Below are 16,826 nucleotides of genomic sequence, written 5' to 3'. Positions count from 1 at the left end.
AGGAATCGCCGGCCATCTAAGCCCCACACCCTAACTGCGGTGGCCCACATGGTTGAGGACAAACGGGTGCCGAGGAACGGTTCCGCAGATTTCGGCTACCCCTGATAGGGCGGAAATCTACCGGCAAGCTCGTGGACTTCTGTACGTACCCTCCGCGACGGCCCGTCCGGCTCGCGGACGGCCAGGGTGAACAGGGCGGCAATTTCGGCCATCTCCCGCTCCCCCATGCCCTGGGTGGTCAGCGCGGCCGTGCCGAGCCGGATGCCCCGGCCCCCGCCCCGCGGCAGCGCGCAGGTGTCCAGGACCAGGCCGGCGGCGGCGAGCCGGGTCCGGGCCGTGTGGCCGTCCAGGCCGAGCGGGGCCGGGTCCGCGCCGATCAGATGGGTGTCGGTGCCCCCGGTGAGCACCGCGAAGCCCTCGGCCTCCAGCGCGCCGGCCAGCACCCTGGCGTTGGCGACGACCTGGTGCGCGTAGGCCGCGAAGGCCGGGGTGGCGGCCTCGCCGAAGGCGACCGCCTTGGCGGCGACGGCGTTCATCTGCGCGCCGCCCTGGGTGAAGGGGAAGACCGCCCGGTCGATCCGCTCGGCCAGCCGCGCCCCGCAGAGGATCATCCCGCCGCGCGGGCCGCGCAGCACCTTGTGGGTGGTGGCGCAGACCACGTCGGCGTACGGGACCGGGCTGGGGGCCGCGCCGCCCGCGATCAGCCCCATCGGATGGGCGGCGTCCACGATCAGATACGCGTCGACCTCGTCGGCGATGTCCCGGAAGAGGGCGTAGTCCGGATGGCGGGGGTAGGAGATCGAGCCACAGACGATCGCCCGGGGGCGGTGCTCGCGGGCGAGGGCGCGGACCTGGTCGTAGTCGATCAGACCGGTCCGGGGGTCGAGGCCGTGGCCGACGAAGTCGAACCAGCGCCCGGAGAAGTTCGCGGGCGAGCCGTGGGTGAGATGGCCGCCGTGCGCGAGGCCCGTCGCCAGGACCGTGTCACCGGGCCTGAGAAGGGCCGCGTACGCCGCCAGGACGGCGGAGGAGCCGGAGTGCGGCTGGACGTTCGCGTGGCCCGCTCCGAAGAGCGCGGTGGCCCTCTCACGGGCGATGCGCTCGGCGGCGTCGACCAGCTCGCAGCCGCCGTGGTGGCGGGCGCCCGGATAGCCCTCCGCGTACTTGTTGGCCAGCGGGGAGCCGAGGGCGGCGAGGACCGCGGGGGAGGTGAAGTTCTCGGCCGCGATCAGCTGGAGGGTGTCGCCCTGGCGGGCGGCCTCGCCGAGGACGAGGTCGGCGATCTCGGGGTCCTGGCGGCGGAGGGCGGGGAGGTCTGCGTAGGTGGGGATGGGGGTGGCGGGGGCGGTGGGGGGTGCGGTGGTGACGGGCATGGGGGGCTCCGTGCCTCGCGGGGGCGCTGCTCTCCAATGTAGGCCGGGGGTTGTGGGGGCGCCCGCCCGTGCGCTGTGCGGGTCTCCTGCCGGGGCTCCGCCCCGGACCCCGCTCCTCAATCTCCCCCTGGCTTCGCCGGGGGGACCCCCGGAGGGGCTTGGATTGAGGTCACCCAGCGGGGCTGATTCCGGCCTTCTGGTCAGCGGCAGGTGTTGGCGGGGAGGCCGGTGAGGGCGGTGACGACGGGGTCGAGGGCTTGGTTGATCTCGTCGCCGATGGAGCGGAAGAAGGTGATGGGGGCGCCGTAGGGGTCGTAGACCTCGTCCGCGTCGGGGCTGGGGGCGAGGAGCCAGCCGCGGAGGGCGGCGGCGGCGCGGACCAGGGCGCGGGCGCGCTCGACGACGCCCTCGTCGCCGGCGTCGGGGAGGGTGGCCGGGTCGATCGCGCGGACCAGCCGGGTGAACTCCTTCAGGGTGAAGGTGCGCAGCCCCGCCGAGTGGCCCATGGAGATCACCTGGGCGCGGTGGTCGCGGGTGGCGGTGAGGACGAGGTCGGCGCGGATCACATGCTCGTCCAGCAGCTCACGTCCCACGAAGCCGCTCGCGTCCGCGCCGAAGTCGGCGAGGACGAGTTCGGCGTTGGCCTCCATGGGCGCGCCCTCGTGGCCCCAGGTCCCGGCGCTCTCCACGATCAGCCCGCTGGTCACCAGGTCGCCGATGCGGTGCTGGAGGGCATGGCGGGTCAGCCGCTCGGTGATCGGCGAGCGGCAGACGTTGCCGGTGCTGACGTGGAGGATCCGGAAGCAGTCGTCCGTGCCTATGCCACGCCCCTCTGGGACGATCAAGGGGCCACCTCGAGGTCGGGCACGACCTTGCGCAGCTCGTCCGCGTCGAGCGCGCCCGCTCGCAGCAGGACCGGGACGTCGCCGGTGACATCGACGATCGAGGAGGGGACGATGCCCGGGGTGGGGCCGCCGTCGAGGTAGACGGAGATGGAGTCGCCGAGCATCTCCTGGGCGGCGTCGCAGTCCTCGGGCGAGCGGTGCCCGGTGAGGTTGGCGGAGGAGACGGCCATCGGGCCGGTCTCGGTGAGCAGCTCGATCGCGACGGGGTGCAGGGGCATCCGGATGGCGACGGTCCCCCGGGTGTCGCCCAGGTCCCACTGGAGGGAGGGCTGGTGCCGGGCGACCAGGGTGAGCGGGCCGGGCCAGAAGGCGTCGACCAGCTCCCAGGCCTGCTCGGAGAAGTCGGTGACGAGCCCGTGGAGGGTGTTCGGGGAGCCGATGAGGACGGGGGTGGGCATATTGCGGCCCCGGCCCTTGGCGGCGAGCAGGTCGGCCACGGCCTCGGAGGTGAAGGCGTCCGCGCCGACCCCGTAGACGGTGTCGGTGGGCAGCACGACCAGCTCACCGCGGCGTACCGCCGACACCGCCTCGCGCAGGCCGGTCGCGCGGTCGCTCGCGTCGTTGCAGTCGTATCGCCGAGCCATCAGTGAGCCTCCTCGTACACGTACACGGTCGTCGTCACGGCATCGCCTTGCGGGCGGTGGCGAAGCGCGGGCGCTTGTTCAGATCGGGGTGGTCGGCGGCGTCCGCCCAGCCGGACTCCTCGCTGAAGATCCACGGGACCTGGCCGCCCTGGGTGTCGGCGTGCTCGATGACGACGAGGCCGCCGGGGCGGAGCAGCCGGTGGGCGGTGCGCTCGATGCCGCGGATGGTGTCGAGGCCGTCCTCGCCGGAGAAGAGGGCCATCTCGGGGTCGTGGTCGCGGGCCTCGGGGGCGACGTACTCCCACTCGGTGAGCGGGATGTACGGCGGGTTGGAGATCACCAGGTCGACCTGGCCGTCCAGCTCGGGCAGGGCGGTGAGGGCGTTGCCCTGGTGGACGGTGACCCGGGAGCCCTGGGCGTTCTTGCGGGCCCAGCCGAGGGCGTCGTCGGACAGCTCCACGGCGTGCACCCGGGAGCGCGGGACCTCCTGGGCCATGGCGAGGGCGATGGCCCCCGAGCCCGTGCAGAGGTCGACGATGAGCGGTTCGACGACGTCCATGGCGCGTACGGCGTCTATGGCCCAGCCGACGACCGACTCGGTCTCGGGGCGGGGCACGAAGACGCCGGGGCCGACCTGGAGCTCCAGATAGCGGAAGAAGGCGCGTCCGGTGATGTGCTGGAGCGGCTCGCGCGCCTCGCGGCGGGCGATGGCCTCCCAGTAGCGGGCGTCGAAGTCGGCGTCCTTGACGGTGTGCAGCGCGCCCCGCTTCACCCCGTGGATGAAGGCGGCCAGCTCCTCCGCGTCGAAACGCGGTGACGGCACGCCGGCGTCGGCCAGCCGCTGGGTGGCCTGGGCCACCTCGGCAAGCAGCAGATTCACTGGTCCTCCACCCGGTTCGTACGGGGCTCGCTGGGGCTACTGCGCGGGGCTTTCGGTTACTGCGCTGCGGCGAGCTTGGCGGCGGAGTCCGCGTCCACGCAGGCCTGGATCACGGCATCGAGGTCGCCGTCGAGCACCTGGTCCAAGTTGTACGCCTTGAAGCCGACCCGGTGGTCCGAAATGCGGTTCTCGGGGAAGTTGTACGTACGGATCTTCTCGGAGCGGTCGACGGTGCGCACCTGGCTGCGGCGGGCGTCGGCGGCCTTGCTCTCGGCCTCTTCCTGGGCCGCGGCGAGCAGCCTGGAGCGCAGGATGCGCATGGCCTGCTCCTTGTTCTGGAGCTGGCTCTTCTCGTTCTGGCAGGAGGCGACGACACCGGTGGGGAGGTGCGTGATGCGGACGGCGGAGTCGGTCGTGTTGACGGACTGGCCGCCGGGCCCGGAGGAGCGGTAGACGTCGATACGGAGATCGTTGGCGTTGATCTCCACCTCGATCTCCTCGGCCTCGGGGGTGACGAGCACACCGGCGGCGGAGGTGTGGATACGGCCCTGGGACTCGGTGGCGGGCACGCGCTGCACGCGGTGCACCCCGCCCTCGTACTTCAGCCGGGCCCAGACGCCCTGGCCGGGCTCGGTGGCGCCCTGGCCGCCCTTGGTCTTCACGGCGACCTGGACGTCCTTGTAGCCGCCCAGCTCGGACTCGGTGGCGTCGATGATCTCGGTCTTCCAGCCGACGCGCTCGGCGTAGCGCAGATACATCCGCAGCAGGTCGCCGGCGAACAGGGCGGACTCGTCGCCGCCCGCTCCGGCCTTGACCTCGAGGATGACGTCCTTGTCGTCGCTGGGGTCGCGCGGTACGAGGAGGAGGCGCAGCTTCTCGGTCAGTTCCTCGCGCTGCTTCTCCAGCTCCTTCACCTCGGCGGCGAAGTCCGGGTCGGCGGCGGCGAACTCGCGAGCGGTCTCGATGTCCTCGCCGGTCTGCTTCCAGGAGCGGTACGTGCCGACGATCGGGGTCAGCTCGGCGTAGCGCTTGTTGAGCTTCCGCGCGTTCGCCTGGTCGGCGTGGACGGAAGGGTCGGCGAGCTTCTTCTCAAGGTCGGCGTGCTCGCCGATCAGTTCCTCGACCGCCTCGAACATCGGTGCTCCTGGTGTCGTGCGGGGTTTCTGCGGGACGGCGGTGTGCTTACCCGGGGTGGCTGGTTTCCGGGGGTGACCCTGAGGCCCCCGGCGACAAAAACACCGGTCCCGGCCGCCCGTGGAGTGGGCGGCCGAGGACCGGTGCTGTCAGCTCGCTACTTCTTGGCGGCCGAGGCCTTGCCGAAGCGCGCCTCGAAGCGGGCCACGCGGCCACCGGTGTCAAGGATCTTCTGCTTGCCCGTGTAGAACGGGTGGCACTCGGAGCAGACCTCGGCACGGATGGTGCCGCTGTCGATGGTGCTGCGAGTGGTGAACGACGCGCCACAGGTGCAGCTGACCTGGGTCTCGACGTACTGGGGGTGGATGTCGCGCTTCAAGGTGTCTCCTAGTTTCGGGAGGGCTCCGGGTCGCTACGGGCGGATTGCGCGTGCGTGAACCGGGGCCGACGTACCAGTCTGCCAGGACTGGCCGTATCTCCCAAAACCGGGGGGACGGCGTGGGTATTCCCCGGGTCGTCCGCGGGGCTCTATCCGGCGGCCTCGCCGCTCCCGGGCGGGGTGCCCGCCTTCTGGGTGGCCTTCCGGGTCGCCTCGGGGGCGGTGTCCGGAGTGGCGCCCTTGACGAGGGTGCCCGCCACGCCCTTGTCGCCCGCGGAGTCCTTCAGCGCGTCGGCGGGGATGGGCCGGTCCTGGCCGATCGCGGTCCAGACCTGCTGGGCCGCGCCCCGGAGGGGGATCACCCGGTTGGGATCGATCGGGTCGTACTCCACCGGAAGGGTCACCATCCGGACGTCGGAGGGGCCGAGCCCGGTGAGGCCCTGGGCGAAGGTCATCAGCTCGGGCACCGAGTCCAGCTCGGAATCGGGGGTGATCGCCTTGGTGGCGGTGTCGGCGATGTCGAGCAGCTTGGTGGGGTTGGTGAGTACGCCGACCTCCTTCACCTGGGCGAGAAAGGCCTTCATGAACGCCTGCTGGAGCTGGATCCGGCCGAGGTCGCTGCCGTCGCCCACGCTCTTGCGCGTCCGCACCAGGCCGAGGGACTGCTCGCCGTCGAGAGTGTGGGGGCCGGGGGCGAGGTTGAGCCCGCTCTTCGCGTCCTTGATCGGCACGGTGGTGGTGATGTCGACTCCGCCGAGGGCGTCGATGAGCCGTTTGAAGCCGGTGAAATCGACCTCGATGTAGTGGTCCATGCGGATGCCGGACATCCGTTCGACCGTCTTCACGGCGCAGGCGGGGCCGCCGACCTCGTACGCGGTGTTGAACATGGCCCGGTTCTCGGCCGGGACGGTCCTGCCGTCGTCGTCGACGCAGCTGGGGCGGGTGATGAGAGTGTCGCGCGGGATGGAGACCACGCTGGCCTTCTTCCGGCCGTCGTGCAGATGGACGATCATCGCGGTGTCGGCGCGTGCGCCGCCCTCGTCCCCGCCGTACCCGGCGTTGGCCCCGGAGCGGGAGTCCGAGCCGAGGAGAAGGATGTCCAGGGAGCCGTTGTCGATGTCCTGGGGCCGGTCGGTGCCGAGCCGGGCGTTGATGTCGACGCCGTCGATGTTGCCGTTGAGCTTGAGGTACACGTATCCGAGTCCGGAGCCTCCGACGAGGAGCAGCCCGGCGAGGGTCCATACGGTGATGGCCCCGGCTCTGCGCCCGGTGGACGGCTTCTTGCGCCGTCTGCCCCGGCCGCCGTCCCGGCCGCCGTTTATTCGGCCGGTGCCACCGCTGCTCTGGTCGCCCATGGTCTCCTCGGTTCCTGCGCTCTCCGCTTCCCTCCGGCGGGAGCCGGGACGGCACGATGGTCCGTCCTGTCAATTCTTGCTCCGCCACTGGGGAGACCGCTCGGGGAGCGAAAGGGTTGCACGCCCGGCTGAGAAGCGGCTGAGAAAACGGCGGTGCCCACCGTGCGCGGGGCACGGTGGGCACGGGCCGGGGCTCTGAAGCCGCCGGAGGGCTGGGTCTCAGCCGAGGAGGCTGTGGCCCTGGAGGCCGCTCGCGTACTGGGCGCGCTTGCCCAGGACCGCCGGGGAGCGGCCGGTGCCCGGGTAGAGCCAGAGCTTGCCCTTCATGTCACGAGCGAGCAGGTCGGCGCGGCCGTCGCCGTCGACATCACCGGTGGTGGCGAGGGCGTTGAGGCCACTGTGGGTGCCGATCTGGACACGGGCCGAGAAGGGCTTCTTCGGGTCGCCGGTGCCCTGGTGGAGGTACATCTTGCCGCCGAAGACATGACCCAGGACATCGGGCCTGCCGTCGCCGGTGAAGTCTCCGTGGCCCCGGACCATGGTGTAGTCGCCCCAGCCGGAGCCGATCCGCACCGAGGGGGCGAGAGCGCCGTCGCCCTTGCCCGGATAGAGGTAGGCCGTGCCCTTGGCCGTGACGACCACGATGTCCGGGAGGTCGTCGCCGGTGAGGTCGCCGGGGACCAGGATCTGCCGGTGGGTGCGCCAGCCGGTGGAGAGCAGCCGGGGCTGCCCGCCGCCCTGCGACCAGTACGCCTCGCCGGTGTTCGTCCGGTGGACGAGGTCCTGGCGGCCGTCGCGGTTCAGATCGGCCTGGACCAGCAGATTCACGCCCCGGAAGTCGCCGAGGTCCTTGCCCTTGACGAGGCTCTTGCCCTTCCTGGTCCAGGCGTGGAGCCGGTCCCCGGAGCGGGCCAGCAGATCGGCGTACTGGTCGCCGCTCCAGCTGGTGTCGTACATCCGGTCCCGGATCGCCGCCTGGAAGGTGCTCACCTTGGCGTAGACGCCGTACTTGCCCTTGGCGGAGCAGTCCGCGTCGCCCCAGGAGACGATGCCGGCCATCCGGCCGCCGGCCACCAGCGGGCCGCCGGAGTCGCCGTTGCAGGTGGTCTCGGTGGTGCTGTCCTTGCCGGTCGGGGCGCGGCCGGCGCAGTACATGTCGCCCTTGAAGAACTCCCAGCCGTACGCCCGCTCGCAGTTGGCGTCGGACTGGGCGTCGGCGTCGGCGACCTTGAGCCGGTCGGAGCCCTTGGCCCGGTCGTGGGAGGCGGTGAGGCCCCAGCCGTACACCTTGCCGTCGGTGCCGGCCTTGTAGCGGGCGCTCTCGCCGGGCTTCACCAGCTGGAGGGGCTTGGCCCGGACCGGGGAGTTCAGGGTGAGTACGGCGACATCGGCCTCCAGCGTGTAGTCGTCGTACGCCGGGTGGTGCCACTGCCGGACCGCGCCGCGGGCCTCGCCGCCGTGGAGATTGAGGATCGGCTTGCCCTGGGAGTCCTTGCGGCCGGTGGGGGTGGCCGCCCGGTCGGCGCCGGTGACGATCACGCCGGTGCCCTTCCAGTCCACGTCCTTGACGCAGTGGGCGGCCGTGACGACCTTGGTGGGCGCGACGACCGCGCCGCCGCAGGAGTAGCCGAAGCCCCGCGCGCCCTTGAAGTAGAGCTGGGCCATCCAGGGGGCGGAGGTGATCGGCGCGGGCTTGCCGCCGATGATCCGGGCGCTGGGGCCCGGCGAGGGCTTCGCGGCGGAGCCCGGGGCCGGGGTCTTGCCCCTGGGGCGCGGGCCGCCGGGCGTCGTCCCGATGGTCTTCAGCACTTCGGCGATCCGGTCGTGCAGCTCCCGCTCGCTCGGTCCGCCCGCGGGGAGCGGGGCGGCGGGCGCGGCGGGCGGCACCGGGGCGGCGGCCGGGCGGGGCGTCGAGCCGGGCTGGGCGGCCTGCGCGCCGGAGGCCATCAGCCCGGTGCCGGCCAGGGCCAGCACGGTCACGGCCGCGGGTATCTCAAGTCTCGTCCGGCGTACGCGCCGGCTGCCTCGGGTGCGCTGGGGCACTCGGTAACCACCTCGGGATGTGAGTCGGGCCGGCGGGCGCGGGCCTGTTGGCCATCGGCCCCCACGGCTCCCCCACCTGAGGAGGTAGATCGTATTGCGCCACCGCGGCCGGATGGCGGGCGGGGTGCGGCTCCCCCAACCCCGGCCCCCGGGCCCGGACATGCGACCGCCCCGTCACCGAAGGGGTGACGGGGCGGTGCCGCTGAGCGGCTCGGTGCGCGACCGGCGGAGAACCGGTGTTGACGGAGCGTCAGTCGTTGGATCCGGAAGGCGTGGTCTTCTGGATCTGGAGCAGGAACTCCGCGTTCGACTTCGTCTGCTTCATCTTGTCCAGCAGCAGCTCGATCGCCTGCTGCTGGTCGAGCGCGTGCAGCACCCGGCGCAGCTTCCAGACGATGGCCAGCTCGTCGGCCCCGAGCAGGATCTCCTCCTTGCGGGTGCTGGACGCGTCGACGTCCACCGCGGGGAAGATGCGCTTGTCGGAGAGCTTCCGGTCGAGCTTGAGCTCCATGTTGCCGGTGCCCTTGAACTCCTCGAAGATCACCTCGTCCATGCGCGAGCCGGTGTCGACCAGCGCGGTGGCCAGGATGGTCAGCGAGCCGCCGTCCTCGATGTTGCGCGCGGCACCGAAGAAGCGCTTCGGCGGGTAGAGCGCGGTCGAGTCGACACCACCGGACAGGATGCGTCCGGAGGCGGGGGCCGCGAGGTTGTACGCACGGCCCAGACGGGTGATGGAGTCCAGCAGGACGACGACGTCGTGGCCCAGCTCCACCAGGCGCTTGGCGCGCTCGATCGCCAGCTCGGCGACGGTGGTGTGGTCCTCGGCCGGGCGGTCGAAGGTCGAGGAGATGACCTCGCCCTTCACCGACCGCTGCATGTCGGTGACCTCTTCCGGACGCTCGTCGACGAGGACGACCATCAGGTGGCACTCGGGGCTGTTGACCGTGATCGCGTTGGCGATCGCCTGGAGGATCATGGTCTTGCCGGTCTTCGGCGGGGCCACGATCAGTCCGCGCTGGCCCTTGCCGATCGGCGACACGAGGTCGATGATCCGGGTGGTCAGCACGCCGGGGTCGGTCTCCAGACGGAGCCGGTCCTGCGGGTAGAGCGGGGTCAGCTTGTTGAACTCGGGGCGACCGCGGCCGGATTCGGCCGCCATGCCGTTCGCCGAGTCCAGCCGGACGAGCGCGTTGAACTTCTCGCGGCGCTCGCCGTCCTTGGGCTGACGGACCGCGCCGGTGACGTGGTCGCCCTTGCGCAGGCCGTTCTTGCGGACCTGGGCGAGGGAGACGTACACGTCGTTGGGGCCCGGGAGGTAGCCCGAGGTCCGGATGAACGCGTAGTTGTCGAGGATGTCGAGGATGCCCGCGACGGGGATCAGCACATCGTCGTCGGCGACCTGCGGCTCGTTGCTGACGAACTCCTCGCGGCCACCACGACGGCCGCGACGGTCGCGGTAGCGGCCACGACGGCCGCGACGGCCGCCCTCGAAGTCGTCGTCGTCCAGCTGCTGCTGGCTGACGCCGCTGCTCTGCTGCTGACGCTGGCCGCCCTGCTGCTGGCGCTGACCGCCCTGCTGCTGGTCGTCGCCCTTGCCCCGGCGGTCGCCGCCGCGGTCGCGGTCACCGCGGTCACCGCGGTCACGCTCACCGCGCTCGCGGTCGCCCCGCTCGCCGCGGTCGCGCTGACGCTCACGGCGGTCGCCGCGCTGGCCCCGGTCACGGCGGCCCTCGCCGTCCTGACCGGAGGCGGATCCGGCGGTCTCGGCCTTGGCGTCCGGCTGGGCCTCGGCCTTCTCCTTGACGTCGACGGCCGCCTCGGTCCGGGCCTCGGCCTGGACCTCGGGGCTGCCGGCCTGCGCGGTGGCGCGGCGACGGCGGCGCTCACCGGCCGGCTGGTCGTCGCTGGCCGGCTGGCCGGGGATGTCGATCTGCTGCTGTGCGGCGGCCTTCTCGGCGGCCGGGGCGGGCTCGGCGGCGGGCGCCTCGCTCGTCCGCGCCTTGGCGGCGGTGCGGCGCTTGGGCTTGGTCTCGGCCTCGGCGGTCTTGGCGGCGGCTCCCGCCGTCGCGGCCTTGGCGGTGGAGGTGCCGCCGCCGGCCTGCGCCTCCTTGATGACCTCGATCAGCTGGCTCTTGCGCATCCGCGCGGTGCCCCTGATGCCGAGGCCGGACGCGACCTGCTGCAGCTCGGCCAGGACCATGCCCTCAAGGCCGGTGCCGGAACGGCGGCGCCGTGCGGTGGTGCCGGAGGCAGCACCTGCGGCGGGCGCGGAGGTGTCGACGCTGCTGTCGGCGCTCGCGCCCATCAGATCGGTGGTGTCGCTCACGAAGGGTCCTTCCCTGGAGCGGACGTCGGCCTTCTGGCTCGGCGACCGGTTGTGCTGTCCGACGGCGGTCTCTGTGCGGACCGTGTCGGGGCGGTGGTCCCCGCCGGATGTGGTGCGGCGGAGAGTCAGATACATGCAATCCCGGCCCGAGGTCCCCCTGCTCGGCCCGCTGTGTGGCGGAGCGGGAGGTGTCGTGCCGGTTCCGGAGCGTGCTCAAAACTGCTCAGGCAGGCTGCTCAGGCAGTTGGGGAGGCTCCCGGAAGAATTGGGTGGTCCCGAATCGGGACACGAAGCTCGAAGCCATAAAGGCTTCGGCTGCAACTTGAGGTTAACACTACCGGCTCCAACAAACATTCCCCCTCTCCATAACCGGCAATCTCGTGTCACGGGGAATCACCGCTGACGGTGAATCCCCGCGCATCACCGCGCAGTGATGCGCATCTACTGCGTATCGGCCCGTATCACCGGCTTTCGCCGGGCCCGGCGGGAGCGTGCCGGGCCGATACGACCCGCCCCCGCCGTAAATATCGGACTATCGTGCGGGCGCGTCGCCGCCGTGAACGGCGGCTCCACTCGGCGCGAGCGGCATGACGCTCGCGCCCGCGGTGTCGAAGGCGAGCCGATTGGCCGCCCATCCGTCGCCGGCCAGTCGCGCGACCTTGTCGGCCACGCCCTCGTCGGCGAGCGCGAGCACGGTCGGGCCCGCGCCGGAGATGACCGCCGGTACGCCGTCGGCGCGGAGCCGGTTGACGAGGTCGACGCTCTGCGGCATCGCCGGGGCGCGGTACTCCTGGTGGAGCCGGTCCTCCGTGGCGGGCAGCAGCAGCTCGGGACGCCTGGTCAGAGCCTCGACGAGCAAGGCGGCGCGACCGGCGTTGGCGGCGGCGTCCACATGGGGGACGGTACGCGGCAGAAGACCGCGGGCCGTCTCCGTGAGCACCGGCTTCTCGGGTACGAAGACCACCGGGACGACGGATCCGGCGGGCTCCATCCTGATGGCGCGGGCGGCTCCCGACTCGGTCCAGGCCAGGGTGAAGCCGCCCAGCAGACAGGCGGCGACATTGTCCGGATGCCCCTCGATCTCGGTGGCGAGTTCCAGCAGGGCGGTGTCGTCCAGCCGGGCGTCACCTCCTATCGTCACCGCGCGGGCGGCGACGATGCCGGCGCAGATGGCCGCCGACGAGGATCCGAGGCCCCGGCCGTGCGGAATGCGGTTGGCACAGACGACTTCCAGCCCGCGCGGCTGACCGCCGAGCAGGTCGAAAGCCGTCCTCAGGGACCGTACGAGCAGGTGATTCTCATCGCGGGGCAGCGTGGAAGCGCCCTCACCGGCGATGTCGATGTGCAGACCGGAGTCCGCGACCCGGACGACGACATCGTCGTAGAGCCCCAGGGACAGCCCGAGGGCGTCGAAGCCCGGGCCGAGATTGGCACTGGTGGCGGGCACGCGCACTCGGACGGCGGCGGCGCGGAACGCTGGACCGGCCATCGCTCGAAGACACTCCTTGATTCTGACTGCGAGACGTTCTGATGTTCTGCGTTCTGGCGTTTGACTGAGGGGTGTTGGCGGCTTGGGGGGTGTGACGACTCGGTGGGGTACGAGGTGTGCCGGATTCGCTCTGCGGGGTGCGGGATGTGGGATTCGAGGGGAATGCACACCCGAGGGCCATCACGGCGGCCGCACCGCGCACAAGCGGCGGGGCGGGTTCGGGTACAGCCTATCGAAGGAAGGTTCTGTGGCGACATAGGGCGCACAGGCGGCGCACGATGCGTGTCGCAAGCCTCCTGTGCCTCTACATGCGCCGTTGCCCTGCTTGGCGCGGTTTTCGGCGGGGTATGGGTGATCGCCGCGCCGGACCGCCCGGCGGAGGCTCCCCCCGGCGGGGCCCCCTCGGCCCCGGGCCGAGGCAAGGGGTACGCCGCGAGATCCGGCGTACCCCTTGCCCTCCCAACCTGCCAACCGATTCCCTCGGGACGGTTACGCCAGACCCAGCCGCTCGGCCGCCGCCGCGGCGTCGACCGGGACGGTGACCGGCTGCGGTGCGCCCGCGACGGCCCAGTCCGGGTCCTTCAGACCGTTTCCGGTGACCGTGCAGACGATCCGCTGGCCCGGGTCGACCTTGCCCGCCTCGGCGGCCTTGAGCAGACCGGCGACGGACGCGGCGGAGGCGGGCTCGACGAAGACGCCCTCCTGGGAGGCCAACAGACGGTAGGCGCGCAGGATCTCACGGTCCGTCACCTCGTCGATGAGACCGCCCGACTCGTCCCGCGCGGCGAGCGCCTGCTGCCAGGAGGCCGGGTTGCCGATCCGGATGGCGGTGGCGATGGTCGAGGGGTCCTTGACGACCTCGCCCCGGACGATCGGCGCGGAGCCGGAGGCCTGGAACCCCCACATGCGCGGCGTACGAGTGGAGAGGCCGTCGGCCGCGTACTCCCGGTAACCCTTCCAGTACGCGGTGATGTTGCCGGCGTTGCCGACGGGGAGCACATGGATGTCGGGGGCGTCGCCGAGCGCGTCCACGATCTCGAAGGAGGCCGTCTTCTGTCCCTCGATCCGGTACGGGTTCACCGAGTTGACCAGCGCCACCGGATAGTTCTCGGACAGACTTCTGGCCAGATTCAGGCAGTCGTCGAAGTTGCCGTCGACCTGGAGGATCTTCGAGCCGTAGACGAGCGCCTGGCCCATCTTGCCCAGGGCGATCTTGCCCTGGGGCACCAGGACCGCGCAGACCATCCCGGCGCGCACCGCGTAGGCGGCGGCCGAGGCGGAGGTGTTGCCGGTGGAGGCGCAGATGACGGCCTGCGCGCCCTCCTCCTTGGCCCGGGTGATCGCCATGGTCATGCCACGGTCCTTGAAGGACCCGGTGGGGTTGGCGCCCTCGACCTTGAGATGCACCTCGCAGCCCGTGCGCTCGGAGAGGACCTGAGCGGGTACGAGAGGCGTGCCGCCCTCGCCGAGTGTGACGACGGGCGTCGTCTCCGTGACCGGCAGACGGTCCCGGTACTCCTCGATGATGCCGCGCCACTGATGGGTGCCCTGGCTGGTCATGGGTCCTTTACTCCCCTTCAACACGCATGATGCTGGCGACACCGCGCACGGTGTCGAGCTCGCGCAGCGCCTCGACGGTCCCGGAGAGGGCCGCGTCGGGCGCGCGGTGGGTGACGACCACGAGCGATGCCTCGCCGCCGCCATCTGGACGACTCTGCTGGCGCACCGTGTCGATGGATACGCCGTGCTCGGCGAAGACCGTCGCGACCTGGGCGAGTACGCCAGGCTTGTCGGCCACGTCGAGACTGATGTGGTACCGCGTGACCACGTCGCCCATGGGGCTCACGGGCAGTCGGCTGTACGCGGACTCGCCCGGTCCGGTGGATCCGGCGAGCTTGTTGCGGCAGACGGCGACCAGGTCGCCGAGTACCGCGGACGCGGTCGGCGAGCCGCCCGCGCCGGGTCCGTAGAACATCAGCTGCCCGGCGGCCTCCGCTTCCACGAAGACGGCGTTGTACGCCTCGCGGACGGAGGCGAGCGGGTGGCTGAGCGGGATCATCGCGGGGTGCACCCTGGCCGTGACCGACTTGCCGTCGGCGGCGCGCTCGCAGATGGCGAGCAGCTTCACGGTGCAGCCCATGCGCCGGGCGGAGGCCATGTCGGCGGCGGTGACCTCGGTGAGGCCCTCGCGGTAGACGTCGTCCAGCCGGACCCGGGTGTGGAAGGCGATCCCGGCGAGGATGGCGGCCTTGGCGGCGGCGTCGAAGCCCTCGACGTCGGCGGTGGGGTCGGCCTCCGCGTAACCGAGGGCGGTCGCCTCGTCCAGCGCCTCGGAGTATCCGGCGCCGGAGTTGTCCATCCGGTCGAGGATGAAGTTGGTGGTGCCGTTGACGATGCCGAGGACCCGGTTGACCTTGTCGCCGGCGAGGGACTCGCGCAGCGGCCTGATCAGCGGGATGGCACCGGCGACGGCGGCCTCGAAGTAGAGGTCGCGGCCGTGCTGCTCGGCGGCGGCGTAGAGGGTCGTGCCGTCCTCGGCGAGCAGCGCCTTGTTGGCGGAGACCACGGAGGCGCCGTGCTCGAAGGCGGTGGTGATGAGGGTGCGGGCGGGCTCGATGCCGCCGATGACCTCGATGACGACGTCGATGTCGCCGCGTTTGACGAGCGCGGTGGCATCGGTGGTGACGAGCGCCGGGTCGATCCCCTCACGGACCTTCGAGGGCCGCCGCACGGCCACTCCGGCCAGCTCCACCGGCGCGCCGATGCGCGCGGCGAGGTCGTCGGCGTGCGTCGTCATGATGCGCGCCACCTCTGAGCCGACCACTCCACAGCCCAGCAGCGCCACCTTCAGCGGACGCGTACGCATCATCCGACCTCGCTTCTCACGACTTCAAGGGTGGGACCAGTCTCACCTACCGGACGAGAGTTTCTATCCCCCGTCCGGCATGCGAGACATCTATCTCAATTAACCGACGTCCAGACGCAGGAGATCTTCCTCCGTCTCACGCCGGACGATCACTCGCGCCGAGCCGTCCCCGACGGCCACGACGGGCGGCCTCAGCGCGTGGTTGTAGTTGCTGGCCATGGAGCGGCAGTACGCGCCGGTCGCGGGCACGGCGATCAGATCGCCGGGTGCGAGGTCGGCGGGGAGGAACGCGTCCTTGACCACGATGTCACCGCTCTCGCAGTGCTTGCCGACGACACGGGAGAGCATCGGGGGCGCGTCGGAGGCCCGGGAGACCAGGGCGACGCTGTATTCGGCGTCGTACAGCGCGGTCCGGATGTTGTCGGACATCCCGCCGTCGACGCTGACGTACGTCCGCAGCCCCTCCAGGGGCTTGATCGTGCCCACCTCGTACAGCGTGAAGGCGGTGGGGCCGACGATGGCCCGGCCGGGCTCGACGGAGAGACGCGGGGGGCGCAGCCCGGCGGCCTCGCACTCGCGGACGACGATCTCGTTGAGCGCCTTGGCGATGTGACGCGGTTCACGCGGGTCGTCGTCGGGGGTGTACGCGATGCCGAGGCCGCCGCCGAGGTCGATCTCGGGCAGTTCGACGCCGTGCTCGTCGCGGATCTCCTTGAGCAGCCCGATGACGCGGTGGGCCGCCACCTCGAAGCCGGAGGTGTCGAAGATCTGCGAGCCGATGTGGGAGTGGACGCCGATGAGCTCCAGCCCTTCGAGGCCCAGTGCGCGGCGGACGGCCTCGGCGGCCTGCCCGCCCGCCAGCGGGATGCCGAACTTCTGGTCCTCGTGGGCGGTGGCGATGAACTCGTGGGTGTGCGCCTCCACCCCGACGGTGACCCTGATCAGCACGCGCTGCCGCCTGCCGAGGCCGCGCGCGATGTGGGCGACGCGGACGATCTCCTGGAAGGAGTCGAGCACGATCCGTCCGACGCCGGCGCGGACGGCGCGCTCGATCTCCTCGGGGGACTTGTTGTTGCCGTGGAAGGCGATGTTCTCCGGGGGCATTCCGGCGTCCAGCGCGCAGGTCAGCTCGCCGCCCGAGCAGACGTCGAGGTTGAGCCCCTCCTCGTGGAGCCAGCGCACCACGGCCCGGCTGAGGAAGGCCTTGCCCGCGTAGAAGACGTCGGCGTCCTCGCCGAAGGCGTCGGCCCAGGCGCGGCAGCGGGCCCGGAAGTCCGCCTCGTCCAGGAAGTAGGCCGGGGTGCCGAACTCCTCCGCCAGCCGGGTCACTTCGAGGCCTCCGACGCTCACGACCCCGTCCTCGCCCCGGGTCACGGTCCTGGCCCAGACCTTGCCGTCGAGGTGGTTCAGATCGGCGGGCGGGGCGGAGTAGTGCCCCTCGGGGAGCACATCGGCGTAGCGGGGCCCGGCGGGGTGGGCGGAACGGCTCATG

General features: G+C 71.6%; 13 protein-coding genes. All 13 read right to left on the bottom strand.

Going from position 1 to position 16,826, the window contains the following annotated elements; all coding sequences use genetic code 11:
* Nucleotides 1–95: 95 nt before the first annotated feature.
* Complete coding sequence (locus tag ABD371_RS03195; RefSeq protein WP_344472429.1) at nucleotides 96–1,373, bottom strand: serine hydroxymethyltransferase; 1,278 nt, start codon at nucleotides 1,371–1,373, stop codon at nucleotides 96–98.
* Between the two features lie 200 nt (nucleotides 1,374–1,573).
* Complete coding sequence (locus ABD371_RS03190) at nucleotides 1,574–2,218, bottom strand: arsenate reductase/protein-tyrosine-phosphatase family protein (RefSeq protein WP_344472427.1); 645 nt, start codon at nucleotides 2,216–2,218, stop codon at nucleotides 1,574–1,576.
* Nucleotides 2,215–2,862, bottom strand: coding sequence for an L-threonylcarbamoyladenylate synthase (locus tag ABD371_RS03185; protein ID WP_190123291.1), 648 nt, complete (start codon nucleotides 2,860–2,862; stop codon nucleotides 2,215–2,217). The genes ABD371_RS03190 and ABD371_RS03185 overlap by 4 nt, the downstream gene beginning before the upstream one ends.
* Nucleotides 2,863–2,896: 34 nt before the next feature.
* Nucleotides 2,897–3,742, bottom strand: a complete 846-nt coding sequence (prmC, locus tag ABD371_RS03180; protein ID WP_190123290.1) for a peptide chain release factor N(5)-glutamine methyltransferase — start codon at nucleotides 3,740–3,742, stop codon at nucleotides 2,897–2,899.
* 56 nt (nucleotides 3,743–3,798) lie between these two features.
* On the bottom strand, nucleotides 3,799–4,878 hold the full coding sequence (gene prfA / locus ABD371_RS03175; protein WP_190123289.1) for a peptide chain release factor 1: 1,080 nt from the start codon (nucleotides 4,876–4,878) through the stop codon (nucleotides 3,799–3,801).
* A gap of 155 nt (nucleotides 4,879–5,033) precedes the next feature.
* Complete coding sequence (rpmE, locus tag ABD371_RS03170; RefSeq protein WP_344472422.1) at nucleotides 5,034–5,255, bottom strand: 50S ribosomal protein L31; 222 nt, start codon at nucleotides 5,253–5,255, stop codon at nucleotides 5,034–5,036.
* A 149-nt stretch (nucleotides 5,256–5,404) separates the two neighbouring features.
* Nucleotides 5,405–6,610 carry an LCP family protein gene (locus ABD371_RS03165; protein ID WP_344472420.1) on the bottom strand — a complete coding sequence of 402 codons (1,206 nt, stop codon included), beginning with the start codon at nucleotides 6,608–6,610 and terminating at the stop codon, nucleotides 5,405–5,407.
* Nucleotides 6,611–6,829: 219 nt separating this feature from the next.
* Nucleotides 6,830–8,590 (bottom strand): trypsin-like serine protease, encoded by a 1,761-nt coding sequence (locus tag ABD371_RS03160; protein ID WP_344472418.1) that lies wholly within the window; start codon nucleotides 8,588–8,590, stop codon nucleotides 6,830–6,832.
* Nucleotides 8,591–8,903: 313 nt separating this feature from the next.
* Nucleotides 8,904–10,979: a transcription termination factor Rho gene (rho, locus tag ABD371_RS03155; RefSeq protein WP_344472416.1), complete on the bottom strand. Its 2,076-nt coding sequence runs from the start codon at nucleotides 10,977–10,979 to the stop codon at nucleotides 8,904–8,906.
* A 532-nt stretch (nucleotides 10,980–11,511) separates the two neighbouring features.
* Nucleotides 11,512–12,468: a homoserine kinase gene (gene thrB / locus ABD371_RS03150; RefSeq protein WP_344472414.1), complete on the bottom strand. Its 957-nt coding sequence runs from the start codon at nucleotides 12,466–12,468 to the stop codon at nucleotides 11,512–11,514.
* A 489-nt stretch (nucleotides 12,469–12,957) separates the two neighbouring features.
* Nucleotides 12,958–14,028, bottom strand: a complete 1,071-nt coding sequence (gene thrC / locus ABD371_RS03145; protein ID WP_190123285.1) for a threonine synthase — start codon at nucleotides 14,026–14,028, stop codon at nucleotides 12,958–12,960.
* 7 nt (nucleotides 14,029–14,035) lie between these two features.
* Nucleotides 14,036–15,337, bottom strand: coding sequence for a homoserine dehydrogenase (locus tag ABD371_RS03140; protein WP_344472412.1), 1,302 nt, complete (start codon nucleotides 15,335–15,337; stop codon nucleotides 14,036–14,038).
* A 96-nt stretch (nucleotides 15,338–15,433) separates the two neighbouring features.
* A complete protein-coding gene (gene lysA, locus ABD371_RS03135) occupies nucleotides 15,434–16,825 on the bottom strand; it encodes a diaminopimelate decarboxylase (protein WP_344472410.1) in 1,392 nt (463 codons plus the stop codon).
* Between the last annotated feature and the right edge of the window lies 1 nt (nucleotide 16,826).

The organism is Streptomyces amakusaensis, assembly GCF_039532665.1.
Classification (GTDB): Bacteria; Actinomycetota; Actinomycetes; order Streptomycetales; family Streptomycetaceae; genus Streptomyces; species Streptomyces amakusaensis.
The sequence above is the reverse complement of the archived record's forward strand: the minus strand, read 5'-3'. Positions and strand labels throughout refer to the sequence as shown.